We start from the raw sequence: 13,631 nt of genomic DNA, 5'->3' as shown, positions 1-13,631 counted from the left end.
TACGCACAAGCGGGTGCGTGGAAGGATGATGAAATGATGATAAAAGGACATATTCATTCATTGGAAACTTTCGGCACTGTCGATGGGCCAGGCATCCGCTTTGTGCTCTTTATGCAAGGCTGTCATCTCAAATGCCAGTATTGTCATAACCCAGATACCTGGGCACTTGACGGCGGGAAGACAATGACACTGGAAGAAGTTCTAAGTGAAATTGAGCCTTACTTGAATTACTATAAAAGTTCTGGTGGTGGTCTGACGGTCTCTGGTGGAGAACCAACACTTCAAGCAGGGTTTGTAGCAAGCCTTTTTCAAGAAGTGAAAAAACGCTGGAACCTTCATACTACACTAGATAGCAATGGATTCAATGATATGAACCGTATAGAAGAATTAATTAATGCAACGGATTTGGTTCTTCTTGATTTAAAGCATTTCAATGATGAAAAGCATAAAGTGCTGACTGGAAAATCCAATGAACGGATGCTGGAGACAGCACGCTGGTTATCAGATCATGGTAAGAAAATGTGGATTAGACATGTATATGTACCTGGTATTCATGATGATGAAGAAGATTTGCGTAACTTGGGACGATTTATCGGGACACTGAAAGGCGTCGAAAAGTTCGAGATTTTGCCTTATCACCAAATGGGTATTTATAAATGGGAACTTTTAGGCAAAGAGTACCCGCTAGAAGGAGTACCATCTCCTACTCAGGAAGAAGTGGATCGTGCATACCGCATTATTGAAGAAGGACGTACGGAATCACAGAATCTTCATTTTTCTTACTAAAAAACATAAGATATTTAAAAGATCTCCTTACTTTAACTCGTAGGGAGATCTTTTTTTGTTATTCGAAGATTTTATCCCTCCATTACTAAAATGTCGTCCTTACGTTCGAAATAAAAAGTTTTATAATGAAAATTGTAAAGCGGATGTAAATTTCATCCAGGACAGAGGGACTTAGGGGGAGGGTCACAAAATGTTGAAGAAAAAATTTGGTTCGATGATGTCTATTATGCTTGCTGCATCACTAACTCTGGCAGCGTGTAGTAGTGGTAAAGAAACACCACCAGCTGCCGACCCAGGTACTTCGGGGGAAACACCGCCGGCTGCTTCTACGGAACCTTTTGAAATGACACTGCGTCATACGCAAGTTGGGGCTGACAAGCAAAGACGTCTCGCCATTCTGCAAGATGTGATTAAAAAGGTAGAAGAAGAAGTTGAGGGGGCATCCTTTACACTCGATGGTGTTGACTCTGATGTAAACCGTAAAGAGAAGCTTCGCGGCGAAATGGCTGCAGGAAACCCGCCAGATATTTTCGACCTTTTTGGAAGCCCGGATGCGAAAGTATACGCTAAAGAAGGAATGCTGCTTAACCTGACACCAATTTTAGATGAACTAGGCATCTCAGATAAGTTTTCATCGCTAGAACCGTTTATATATGAAGGAAACGTATACGGACTTCCTATCGGGGGTTCCGGTGAAGGATTCTTCTATAACAAAGAGTACTATGAATCAAAAGGTTGGAAAGCGCCTTCAACGTTCGCTGAGTTGGAACAACAGCTTGCAGATATCAAAGCAGACGGAAAAGTACCTCTTGCTGGTGCATCCAAAGCAGGATGGGTCCCGCTTATGCTGACTAACCATCTCTGGTCCCGTTATGCTGGTTCTGATGTGACAAACAAGTTCGCAACAGGAGAAGCAAAATGGACAGATCCGGCGGTTGTCAAAGCATTTGGAAAGTATCAGGAATGGGTTAACAATGGATATTTCAAAAAAGGTGAGCTTGGATTTGAATATGCTGAATACACAACTCAGTTCACTAGCGGTGAAGCGATTCTAATGTACGACGGTACTTGGAAATCCTCCGTATTTAAAGAAGGTCAATCCGGTGAAGGACTGATCGGAAAAGTAGGGTTCTTTAACTTACCTGCTGTTGATGGTGGAGCAGGAGACCAAACTTCCCTAATGCGTGATGTGAACAACGGATATGGTTTTGCCGCTTCTGTAGCGGATGATCCGCAAAAACTCGCAGCCGTAAAATCCTTTATCAAAAATCTTTACAATGAAGAGATGCAAATCAGAGGTCTGGTAGAGGATGGCGTACTGCCTGCTATGAAGTTTGATGAAGAGGTATTAACGAAAAACATTACGGATGATCTGATGAAAGAAATCGTAGCCGTACTCAATGCATCTGAAACCTCTTTCCCGGCATTTGATTCTCTTGTTCAGGCTGATGTGACGACGGAGATCAGTAATATTCAAATTCAAAAACTGATTGGTGGTCAAACGACTCCTGAAAAAATGGCAGAGGATCTGCAAAAAGTTCAGGAAGAAGCAAACTCAGCAGTTGAATAAAAGATAAAAACAAAGGGCTACGTACCCCGGACGGCGTCCGGGGTATTTTCTTATTTAACATGTAATGACATAAAGGTCATCAAGTAGAATCCGAATATAGGCTCTATTTATTGGAGGTCCAGCATGAATAAATCACTTCGTAATCCGCTAGTATATATCTTATTTATTTTGCCTGCGTTGCTCTTATTTTTCATGTTTTTCATATATCCCATTTTCAGCTCCATCTATTACAGCTTCACAAGCTGGAACGGGGTTTCCGCAAATCCGAAATTTATCGGTTTTTCTAATTACCTGAAAGCCCTCGGTGATGAACGGTTCTGGGAGTCAGCAAAGAATAATGGTTGGTTTATCGTATTCTCCTGCTTTATCCAAGTACCGCTTATTATTTTTTTCTCCCTGTTGATTGCAAACGTCAAGAAACTAAAAGGCTTATATAAAACAGCCGTTTTTCTGCCATCCATTATGTCTACTGCCGTCATTGGAATCCTGTGGGGGTTTATATACGAACCGAATATTGGCCTCTTAAACAAGCTGCTTGGCCTTTTTGGGATCGAACCTTTGTACTGGTTATCTGATGAAAAGTACGCCATGTTCTCTATTCTGTTAACGAATGCTTGGCAGTGGACGGGTTTTTATATCATCATGGTACTCGCTGCCATTTTGTCTATACCGCGTGATTTGGATGAAGCTGCAGAAATTGATGGTGCAACGCGGCTGCAACGTGCGCTCTCTATTACCCTTCCCTTAATTAAACCTATTATATCAGTGGTGATTATGTTATCTATTGCAGGGGCAATGAAAGCTGCGGATATCGTTATCGTTATGACCAAAGGCGGCCCGGCAGGCTCCACAGACGTCCTGGCAACTTATATGATCAAGTATGCAATCACAAACTTTAAATACGGTTATGGTAACACGATTGCAGTGCTCATCTTTATCTTTACATTGATTCTGACGGCACTTTATCAGTTGCTCATCGCTCGCCGTAGTGAAAGGATTGAATACTAAGATGACCCAACTAAAAAAATCAATCCCTCATCTCTTTTTATTAAGTTATTTGCTGGTTATTCTATTTCCATTTTTGTTCGTTATTTTCTCTTCTGTTAAGAAAGATAATAATGAGATTGCACTGAATCCGTTTGGATTTCCAAAAGAATTCGTGTTTTCTAACTATGTAGAAACTTGGGTGAATGCCAAGATTGGAACGTATTTTTTCAATAGTATGTATATCTCCATCTTAGCTTCGGTTATATCCATTCTGTTTGGTGCTATGTTTGCTTTTGCAGTAACACGGATGAAACATGGCAAATGGAATGTTGCCCTTTTCAGTCTTATTCTCGTAGGCATGCTGATTCCGAACAACTCACTTATGCTGCCTATCTATTTACTTGTACGAAAAATGAACATTCTGGATACGCACTTAGCGCTCATCATTCCTTACATCGCAAATGCTCTGCCTTTTACAATTATTATCCTAGCGGCATTCATGCGATCACTTCCGAGTGAAATTGAAGAAGCAGCGGTTATGGATGGGTTGAGAGCGCCTGGTATTTTTGCTAGGATAGTGTTACCTCTTACTATTCCTGCCATTGTTACCGTTTTCATTGTTAACTTTCTTGGTAATTGGAATGAGTTTTTGCTGGCTAACTATTTCTTATCTACGGACACGCTCCGCACGCTTCCAGTAGGTATGGTTCAGTTCCGAGACGAATATCAGATGAACTATGCTCAAATGTCTGCAGGTATTGTGTACAGTGTAGTGCCTGTCATTATTATCTATGCCATCTTACAAGAACAAATTATTGAGGGCGTAACAGCAGGCAGCGTTAAAGGCTGAAGGATAACATTCGCAAAGATGATATAGGGAGAAATGCCGAATGAATCTAAGGATGAAACTATATATGGCGTTTCTTTCTCTCATTGTCATTCCCATGTGTGCGATGGGGATCGGAACTTTTCTCGTTACTTCTCATACCATTGAGAAAAAGTATAGCGAGCAGGCCGAGTATTCCCTTAAATCCATCAGCTACAGTATAGAAAATGTGTTTCGCGAGATGAATAATGTAACGGATAATGGAGTTGCATCCTCCGTTTTTCATATGGCTCTTATCGCAGATAATCCAGTGAATCTTGGAGAAGGAGATCAATTATCTCTGAATGCAAGTCAGCGGAATTTCCGCAGCCTTCTATATAATTATCCGGCAATCAGCTATGCGTTTCTATATAACCTTCAACCAACGCCTAGTAACCGGATTGTATCTATTTTTACTAAAGAAAATTTTAATGCCTTATCCTTTGACAAGTTTAAAAGGCATTCCTTATACAATGAAGTGATGAAGTTAAACGGAGTTCCCCGTTGGATTGCACCATTTGAATACCCGGAGTTTACAGGAAGCGAACCTGTATTTACACAGATCAGATTAATAAAGGAACTGAGTTTTTTTCAAAACATCGGCATTCTTGTTGTGCAAATTAAGAACTGGGAGATCGATCGTATTTTTCGAAATCTCAGTATAAGCGGTGCGCAAGATACTCATTTCATGATGGTAAATGAGGATGGACTCATTGTCTATGATCCTTCAAGAACGTACCAGGGGCAGCATATGTCAGAACTGGTGGAACAAGAAAAGCCGTTTTCGAAAGGGTATGAAAGCTTAAAAGTAGGATTTGATGGCAGGGAAAGTATCGTTTCGTCCTATCAGATGAAGGATTCTCCTTGGCATTTAATATCGGTTACTTCGTGGAAGTCTTTGTCACAGGAAACGACGGTTTTGGCAAAGTGGTATGTCATTATTATCATGGCTTGTCTGCTCGCAGCCCTCATGTTCAATATCCTGTTTATGAACCGAATTACAGGTACGATTGCTGTACTTGTTCGGTTTATGCGCAGAGTGGAACGAGGTGATTTTAGCGCTAGAGTGGAAGGTAAAGGTTATGATGAGATGCAGCTGTTAGCTCAGGGATTTAATGATCTGATGGATAAAATAAGCAGTTTATTCTCCAGGGTGAAGGCTGAACAAATGCAAAAAACAAGTGCAGAGCTAAGGGTTCTTCAAGCACAGATTAAGCCGCATTTTCTATTTAATACACTCGAATCGATTAATGGTCTTGCCCTCAGAGGAGAAGGCCGTAAAGTGAGTGAGATGGTGACGAGACTCGGCAGCATTTTGCGGATTAGTATTCAGGATAAAGAAGAAATAACGATTCAAGAAGAAGTTAAACATCTGAAAAGCTACCTTGAAATTCAGAAGTACCGTTTTCCAGATCTTTTTGAATATGAAATGGATATTCCCTCTGGGCTCGAATCTTTTCCAATGCTCAAGCTTACCCTCCAGCCATTAGTGGAAAATAGCATTCAGCACGGATTTGAAGGAATTGATTACAAAGGTGAGATTAAAGTTAGTGCATGGGAAGATATGGGGAAAGTGATCCTGCAAGTAGAGGATAATGGACTCGGTATGGATAATGAAGTTCTCAGCAGGTTTGAATATATGTTAAAAGAATCTTCCGACTGGCATCATCATAAAGCAATTATAAAAAGTCCGGTTATGTCTGAAAGACGTGGTCTTGGGGTAAGAAGTGTAGCAGATCGAATTCGAATTCAATATGGGGATCACTATGGGATTTTTATCTGCTCTTCAAAAGGTCATGGAACGGTGATCCGGTGCATACTGCCTAAAAACGATTGGGGGGATCGGCCTTGAATCTGAAGGTGCTGCTTGTAGATGACGAACAACCGATTCTGGATAACCTGACTGAATTTATTTCCTGGGAAACAATAGGAATTGAAGTTGCTGGAACTGCACGAACAGGCCGTGAAGCGCTTGAGCAGATTGCTGAATTTGACCCTGATTTAATTTTATGCGATATTCGTATGCCGATCATGGATGGTCTTTCCTTTATTAAGCAGTATCGTGAACGGGATGGAAAAGCTGAAATTTTGCTGCTTACCGGGTATCAGGAATTTGAATATGCAAGGCTTGCCCTTCAGCAGGGAGTGAGAGAGTACATATGCAAGCCTATCGATTATATAGAGCTGGAACAGACAATCAGCCAGTTAGCTGATTATATTATGAAGAAAAGGAGGAAGGAAGAGGAAGGAACTTTACAGCAAGAACAAATGAGTAACTGGATTCGGAGAAAATGGTTGCTGGAATTACTTCTTGGCGAGTCAAAAAGTTCATATCCTCTTGTTCCTCAGTCTGAAGTACATGAAGAGAAGAATCGGTATACCCTCATCCTTCTGGATGCTCAGGATTATTTTCGCAGAGCAATGTTTTGGAGCGACCAGGAGCGGAAGACCTGGCATGAAGAGGTGCGAGAAGCTTTAGAAAGGAAACTGGAGAAGCTTGTCCCCCCTGGCATTGTCATTCAAACAAGAGAAGGCGAATGGTGCATTGTTATTGAGCAAAGCTCTGTTTATAATAGATCAGGTCTCAATCAAGAGGGACTAAGTGAATTAAAACAAACTTTCGAAGAAGTAGCAGGGATGTCCGTACGTTTATACTCCGAGGGAGAAGAGGTTGTCTTCTCATTGCTAGCCGAGCAGTACCGAAAAGCGCAACAGGCGGTGATACACATGGAACATTCGGAGCTCCTTACGATGCGTAAGGATTTATTAGATGAAGAGAATGATTGGATGTCCCGTGCTTGGTCAGATCGACTCACTTTAGGAATAAGGCATCAGAACAAGGACGAGATTTCGAATATTTTACATCAGTTATATAATAAAATCTGTCTTCAACCCGAAGAGATACCAGGCAAGGCAGTGAAATATTTTCACTATGTGGTTGTTCATATGCTGCGTGAAATGCATGAAATGCGTTTATTAAAGCCAGAGGATGAAGAGAAGTTCTGGAATGTGATGCTTCAACCTCTAACACTCAGAGAATTATATGAACTCGCCCTTACGTTGACAGAAAGATGTGGTGAAGAGCAGCCCAAAAAATCAGCAGGCTTACTGGTAGCTTCTGCTAAAGATTATATTGCCTCGCGCCTTGATCAGGATTTGGGCATAGAAGAAATGGCAGATCAATTGAATATTAGCCCCAGCTATTTTTGTCAGTTGTTCAAAAGCCATTTTGGAGTGACATTTGTTGAATATATTACAAAAGAAAGAATGGAATCAGCCCAAAAACTGCTTGCAAGAACAGATCGCAGTATCGCATCGATTGGCGCTTCGGTGGGATACCGAGAAAGGCGCTATTTCTCCAAGGTATTCCACAAATATTATGGGATGAAACCATCAGAGTATCGTGAGATGGCAGCTTCGAATCCACCGGTCACTGCTGATCGTAATAATCAATAATTTAAAAAAACGTATAAACAGCATTTCTTTGATGCCGGTTAACTGTCAAAGGATGCTGTTTTTTGTTGTTTCTCGTAAAGTAGAGAGCAACTTTTCAGGACTAGGTGCGTCTAATACAATGACATGATAAGGAATTTATACAAAATAGATACAGAGGGAGTCGGAGAATGAAATTCAAGAAATTAACGTTGCTCACCATAATAGCTCTATTTTCACAAGTGGTACCAGCATACACGGCAAGCGCAGAAATGGCCATTGATGAACCCGTTTCAAATACGATTGTTCAGGAAAAATCACAGCTTGAAGAAACAGCTAACGAAGAAGTGAAAGTGGAAGGAAAAACGGATGTATCTGGTGTAACAGAACAAGAAGAAGACACCATCAGTGGAACGAAAGAGGCCACTACAGAAGAGGCCACTACAGAAGAAGCTACTGTGATCACAGGAGGAACGGTTACGGGTACTGTAGAAGATGTTACATCGAATCCAGAGGATCATAAGACTCCTGTTCAAACAGAAGAAAATCCAGTGGTTCCCGAAGCTCCAGTGGTTCCAGAAGTTCCCGAAGTTCCAGAGGTACAGCCGCTAAGAAGCAGCAGTCAGTTGATCCTCTATTATAATAGTAAAAAAATGGTGCAAGACGGTGTAACTTATTATGCGCCGCAGCCGATGCAAGTGAAAAGCGGTGTATCTTATGTACCGATTCGCGCTTTGGTTGACCGGGTCGGGTACCGGGTTTCATATAACAACACCACAAAAGAAACGAGTATCATTCAAGGGAATAATGAACTGAAGTTCAAAACGAACAGCAATAAATACAAGGTCAACGGAGTTTCAAAAACAATGAAAGGAACCTCCTATCAGACTCAAAATACTTTTATGGTGCCTCTAACAGCGATCACTGGAGCACTTGGGATCAAGTATAGTGTAGTGAATAAAAGCATCATTATGAATTTATCTACAAAACCAATTGCTAGCTTCAGCATATCACCTTCTGAAGTGTATGCAGGACAAGCTGTTACATACAAGGCAGAAGGGGTTTCTCCAAAAGGTCTTTCCATCATAAATGAACGTTGGGAAGGAAAAAAAGACGTATTTGATGCTCCAGGGAGATATACGATCAAATACTATGTACAAGACTCTAGTGGTTCTTGGAGTGACCCTTATTCACTCACGGTCAATGTCCTGCGTCCTAATCAGCCGCCGGCAGCTTTGTTTGTAACGGATAAAGAAGAATATAAAATGGGCGAACTCATTACGTACACAGATCAAAGTTCAGATGATGAAGCCATTGTGAAAACAGAATGGAATAATAATGCACTTGCCTTTTTTACGCCAGGTCCAAAAACAATCAGCCTGACAGTGAAGGATAATAAAGGATTAACAAATACCTACCAAAAAACGATTATCATTACGAATGAAACGCTCTATTCGTTAACCGAGTTTAATCAGCTATTTACGCCCATCGGAGAAAAGTTCTCCTTTGACGGATCGGCCGTGCCCACGTGGGCAAAAGTGAATTATTCGTATACGGATTATCCGAGTACGTTACTTCGCAGTAACAGCCCGGAAACGGTGTATAAGGAAGGTATCGTATACAAAGATACAGCAGTAGGCAACACTCGTTTCTTAATTCACCATAAGAATAATACGGGAAAAAGAGTGAAAATGTACGTTGTAGCGACAAACAAGAATTCTGCAACAGCGATCCTGCGTACAGAGAATCTAGGATTTGCTGGACCAAGCACAATCGCACAAGCAGCTGGAAAAAAAGCAGTTGAGCGTTACTTTACCACGATTCAGGATGATTCAAAACGTACAACGACTACATTGAAACCAGGGGAAAGCAAGCTAATCTTGACGGATATGAGCAAAACAAGCATGAAGCAGCAGGAGATCGTTTCTTTACTATCCGATGTGTATAGTGATTATCCGATTGAGTATAACGTTGTTATTATTGACGAAAATTTAAATCCGCTGAAGGTACTTTATCGACTTCCAATTCTGGATCGGGATGGAGTGCATAATCGGGGAACCTATCCAAATGCAACCCGGGAGATTACTTACAGCGATCGACTTGGAGAAAAGCCAGAAAGACTCGTGATAGGGGATAATAAGGATGACCCGAATGTAACGGGAATGGACCCGATGGTCGGCGTGGAAGCTTCTAACTCTGGTAACTTTGGGGTGCTTTATAAAATAACGCTGGAGCGCGTTGCACCTAATACTTTGATTTCCTTTAATCCAAGAGGAGGCACGTATACGGGTTACGCCATGGTAAATGGAGAGATAACTCCTCTTTATACAGATGGCGCGGTTAGAGCTCCTAATGAACAGGCCGTATTATATCGTACGGGAGAATATGAACGTAAAGTAGAAATTTTACTCACAGCAGCACCGGCAAGCAGCCTTCCCGTTAACCTGCTGATTGCACCTTTACCAAGTAAGAATTAAGCATTAACCAATAGTAGGATGGAAAAGGACTCTTTAAGTCATAAAGAGTTCTTTTTTCTGCAGATATAAAAGGTCGTTCTATGTTCGTTGACGTGGTACACCATTTCAGGCATTATAGATATATAGACAGATTTGGTATGACGGGAGGGTAAAAGTCATGCTGTCAACGAATCAGATTATTGAAGCCATGTCTAGCCAAGGACTTCGTATTACGGATCAACGAAAGACGCTCGCTAGACTTTTTGCTGAAACAGAAGGTTATTTGTCACCAAAGGATGTATACGAATATATGGGCCGGACATACAGCGGGCTCAGTTTTGATACGGTTTATCGAAATCTCAGGGTCATGCAGGAACTAGGTGTACTTGAACAAGTCATCTTTGAGGATGGAGTGAAATTCAAGGCTTCTTGCAGCTCGGGACATCACCATCACCATCTGATCTGCCTTCAGTGTCAAAAGACGCTTCCTATTGAGTTTTGTCCAATGCAGCTTACGGATACACCAGATCAATTTCAAGTGGTGGAGCATAAGTTTGAAATCTTTGGTTATTGTAAAGACTGTCAAGTATCTGGCAAAGTGTCGCCTAAGACAGATCAGAATCAAGCTTCTTCAAAGGGTCAGTAAAGATGAAGGTTACTCGTACGATTGCAAAAGCACCTGTTACATTTTATCGGAAATTTATATCGCCGCTGAAACCTCCAAGCTGTCGGTTTTATCCGACTTGTTCGGCTTATGCACTAGAAGCGATCGAAGTGCATGGTGCGGTAAAAGGTTCATTGCTTTCCGCTAAACGGATTATGAAATGTCATCCCTTTCATCCAGGGGGCGTGGATTTGGTTCCACCCAAAAAAGGAAGTTAGAATTCTTCCACATCATAGGCTTATAGTCATGTGATAACCTTGACATGGATTGCGTTCGTTTAGTATTATTTTGATAAATTCATATGTTTCTTATGAAGGGATAAGTACAGTTAACATCTGCAGTACAGAGAGCCGGGGAAGCTGCAAACCGGTCTGTAGATCACTGGAAAATGGTCCTGGAGGAACCACTTTCGAGCCGTCTTCTATATACAAAGGAAGAGGTAAGGGAGTGGCGTGTTCCAGCGTTAATGGGTCCGGTTGATGACACAACATAACCGGTTGAGCCTGTGATCCGTGAGGATCCAGGGAATTTGGGTGGTACCACGTGAGAATAATAGACTCTCGTCCCATAGGGGATGAGGGTCTTTTTGTATTGTCTTCTGGTATTTTTTGCAGAATGACAGGGCACCAATTATTTTACAGGAGGTATAATAATGACAGAGAAGAAAACATTTTACATCACAACACCAATCTACTACCCAAGTGACAAACTGCATATTGGGCATGCTTACACAACGGTAGCAGGAGATGCGATTTCAAGATACAAAAGATTAAGAGGTTACGATGTTCGTTATTTAACAGGTACGGATGAACACGGACAGAAAATTGAACAAAAAGCGCAAGCAGCGGGTAAAACGCCGATCGAATTCGTAGACGAAATTGTTGCAGGTATCCAGGATCTATGGAAGAAACTCGATATTTCTAACGATGACTTTATCCGTACAAGTGAAAAAAGACATACAAAGGTTGTTCAAGATATATTTGAACGTTTGGTAGCGCAAGGTGATATTTATAAAGGGGAATATGAAGGATGGTACAGTATTCCTGATGAAACGTACTACACAGAAACCCAGCTTGTGGATACAGTCAAAGATGACCAAGGTAATATCATTGGGGGAAAAAGCCCAGATAGCGGACATCCTGTAGAACTTGTAAAAGAAGAATGTTATTTCTTCAAAATGAGTAAATATGCAGATCGTCTTTTAGCGTTTTACGAACAAAATCCAGAATTTATTCAGCCGAAGTCTCGTAAAAATGAGATGATAAACAACTTTATCAAACCAGGACTTGAAGATCTGGCCGTCTCTCGTACAAGTTACGATTGGGGAGTAAAAGTGAAGAGCGATCCTAAACACGTAATTTATGTGTGGATTGATGCGCTGCTTAACTATATTACTGCACTCGGATATGGTACCGATGATACAACACTATATGATAAATTCTGGCCAGCTGATGTTCATCTCATGAGTAAAGAGATTGTACGTTTCCATACGATTTATTGGCCGATTATGCTGATGGCTCTGGATCTTCCACTGCCGAAGAAAGTATTTGCACATGGCTGGCTGCTTATGAAAGACGGTAAAATGTCCAAATCCAAAGGGAACGTAGTAGATCCCGTTACTTTAATTGATCGTTATGGTCTGGATTCCTTGCGTTACTATCTGCTTCGCGAAGTTCCATTTGGTTCAGATGGTACCTTCACGCCTGAAAGTTTTGTAGAACGTGTGAATTCCGATTTGGCGAACGATCTAGGTAACCTATTGAACCGAACTGTAGCGATGGTTCATAAATATTTTGATGGAAAAACACCGGCATACCGCTCAGGAGTGACGCCATTTGATGCAACATTGGAAGAATTGGCACTTACGACGGTACAAAAAGTAGAAGAAGCGATGGAGAATTTAGAATTCTCTATAGCACTTACTTCTATTGGTCAATTTATTAGCCGCTGCAATAAATATATTGATGAGACTCAGCCTTGGGTTCTGGCGAAAGATGAAGCGAAAAGAGAGGAACTGGCTTCCGTTATGGCTCACCTTGTGGAATCCCTTCGTGTAGCGTCCATTTTACTGCAGCCGTTCTTAACGCAAGCACCGCGTAAAATTTGGGATCAGCTCAATATCGAAGAGGGCGAACTGACTGCTTGGGACAGCACAAAACAAGCAGGGCTTATCCCGGAAGGTAATGAGCTTCGTAAAGGAGAGCCGATCTTCCCTAGACTGGATGTAGAGCAGGAAGTAGCGTATATCGCGAATGCGATGACAGGTGGATCCCAACCAGAAGCTGCGAAAGAAACCGAAGCCAAAGAAGTCCCTGCTCCTGAAGGCTTACCTGAGATCGGAATTGAAGATTTTGCTAAAGTGGAACTTCGTGTGGCACAAGTAATTGCTTGCGAGCCGGTGAAAAAAGCGGATAAACTGCTGAAACTGCAGCTTGATCTTGGTTACGAACAACGCCAGGTTGTATCTGGTATTGCTAAATTCTATACTCCTGAGGAAATGGTCGGCCGTAAAGTAATCTGTGTAACAAATCTAAAACCAGTTAAACTTCGGGGTGAATTATCCCAAGGGATGATTTTGGCTGCGTCTCATGGGGATCAGCTGACCCTTGCTACCGTTCCAGAAAATATGCCGAACGGGGCTATTGTGAAGTAAGCTTTTTATACAGACTTATATAATAAATGAAAAAGAGCATACTCGTAGGATGAAGGGCTTTTGTCATTTCAGAATACGATATGCGGATGAGGCGTCCTTTCGGGGGCGCTTTTTTCCATTTGAAAAGTATTGACAACCAATAGGCGGATACCTATACTACTATTTAGTAGTAATCGTTACGATTACGATTAAACATAGAATAAAACAATGTAAATATG

At 41.5% G+C, this 13,631-nt stretch carries 10 protein-coding genes and 1 other annotated feature; all 10 genes read left to right on the top strand.

Going from position 1 to position 13,631, the window contains the following annotated elements; translation table 11 throughout:
* Nucleotides 1-36: 36 nt before the first annotated feature.
* The 10 genes from pflA (at nt 37) to metG (ending at nt 13,413) form a co-directional block, all read left to right on the top strand.
* Nucleotides 37-786, top strand: a complete 750-nt coding sequence (gene pflA, locus KJS58_RS01270; protein ID WP_213530249.1) for a pyruvate formate-lyase-activating protein — start codon at nt 37-39, stop codon at nt 784-786.
* Nucleotides 787-976: 190 nt separating this feature from the next.
* Complete coding sequence (locus KJS58_RS01265; RefSeq protein ID WP_213529777.1) at nt 977-2,356, top strand: ABC transporter substrate-binding protein; 1,380 nt, start codon at nt 977-979, stop codon at nt 2,354-2,356.
* 123 nt (nt 2,357-2,479) lie between these two features.
* Nucleotides 2,480-3,364 carry a carbohydrate ABC transporter permease gene (locus KJS58_RS01260; RefSeq protein WP_213529775.1) on the top strand — a complete coding sequence of 295 codons (885 nt, stop codon included), beginning with the start codon at nt 2,480-2,482 and terminating at the stop codon, nt 3,362-3,364.
* Nucleotide 3,365: 1 nt separating this feature from the next.
* A complete protein-coding gene (locus KJS58_RS01255; RefSeq protein ID WP_213529773.1) occupies nt 3,366-4,193 on the top strand; it encodes a carbohydrate ABC transporter permease in 828 nt (275 codons plus the stop codon).
* A 40-nt stretch (nt 4,194-4,233) separates the two neighbouring features.
* Nucleotides 4,234-6,060, top strand: coding sequence for a cache domain-containing sensor histidine kinase (locus KJS58_RS01250; protein ID WP_213529771.1), 1,827 nt, complete (start codon nt 4,234-4,236; stop codon nt 6,058-6,060).
* Nucleotides 6,057-7,664, top strand: a complete 1,608-nt coding sequence (locus tag KJS58_RS01245) for a response regulator (protein ID WP_213529770.1) — start codon at nt 6,057-6,059, stop codon at nt 7,662-7,664. The genes KJS58_RS01250 and KJS58_RS01245 overlap by 4 nt, the downstream gene beginning before the upstream one ends.
* Nucleotides 7,665-7,831: 167 nt before the next feature.
* The gene (locus KJS58_RS01240) at nt 7,832-10,117 is read left to right on the top strand and encodes a stalk domain-containing protein (RefSeq protein WP_213529768.1); all 2,286 of its coding nucleotides are present in this window, start codon (nt 7,832-7,834) and stop codon (nt 10,115-10,117) included.
* A gap of 157 nt (nt 10,118-10,274) precedes the next feature.
* Entirely contained in the window at nt 10,275-10,742 is a 468-nt protein-coding gene (locus KJS58_RS01235; protein WP_213529766.1) for a Fur family transcriptional regulator, read from the top strand.
* Nucleotides 10,743-10,744: 2 nt separating this feature from the next.
* Complete coding sequence (yidD, locus tag KJS58_RS01230) at nt 10,745-10,978, top strand: membrane protein insertion efficiency factor YidD (protein WP_213529764.1); 234 nt, start codon at nt 10,745-10,747, stop codon at nt 10,976-10,978.
* Between the two features lie 83 nt (nt 10,979-11,061).
* Nucleotides 11,062-11,331 (top strand) — a binding site (T-box leader).
* 81 nt (nt 11,332-11,412) lie between these two features.
* Nucleotides 11,413-13,413 carry a methionine--tRNA ligase gene (gene metG / locus KJS58_RS01225; RefSeq protein ID WP_213529762.1) on the top strand — a complete coding sequence of 667 codons (2,001 nt, stop codon included), beginning with the start codon at nt 11,413-11,415 and terminating at the stop codon, nt 13,411-13,413.
* Nucleotides 13,414-13,631 lie beyond the last annotated feature (218 nt).

The organism is Paenibacillus sp. J45TS6 (assembly GCF_018403285.1).
Taxonomy (GTDB): domain Bacteria; phylum Bacillota; class Bacilli; order Paenibacillales; family Paenibacillaceae; genus Paenibacillus.
The sequence above is the reverse complement of the archived record's forward strand: the minus strand, read 5'-3'. Positions and strand labels throughout refer to the sequence as shown.

Excerpts from the sequence above, each read along its gene's own strand:
- pflA (WP_213530249.1), top strand. The coding sequence starts at position 37 with ATGATAAAAGGACATATTCATTCATTGGAAACTTTCGGCACTGTCGAT.
- KJS58_RS01265 (WP_213529777.1), top strand. The coding sequence starts at position 977 with ATGTTGAAGAAAAAATTTGGTTCGATGATGTCTATTATGCTTGCTGCA.
- KJS58_RS01260 (WP_213529775.1), top strand. The coding sequence starts at position 2,480 with ATGAATAAATCACTTCGTAATCCGCTAGTATATATCTTATTTATTTTG.
- KJS58_RS01255 (WP_213529773.1), top strand. The coding sequence starts at position 3,366 with ATGACCCAACTAAAAAAATCAATCCCTCATCTCTTTTTATTAAGTTAT.
- KJS58_RS01250 (WP_213529771.1), top strand. The coding sequence starts at position 4,234 with ATGAATCTAAGGATGAAACTATATATGGCGTTTCTTTCTCTCATTGTC.
- KJS58_RS01240 (WP_213529768.1), top strand. The coding sequence starts at position 7,832 with ATGAAATTCAAGAAATTAACGTTGCTCACCATAATAGCTCTATTTTCA.
- KJS58_RS01235 (WP_213529766.1), top strand. The coding sequence starts at position 10,275 with ATGCTGTCAACGAATCAGATTATTGAAGCCATGTCTAGCCAAGGACTT.
- yidD (WP_213529764.1), top strand. The coding sequence starts at position 10,745 with ATGAAGGTTACTCGTACGATTGCAAAAGCACCTGTTACATTTTATCGG.
- metG (WP_213529762.1), top strand. The coding sequence starts at position 11,413 with ATGACAGAGAAGAAAACATTTTACATCACAACACCAATCTACTACCCA.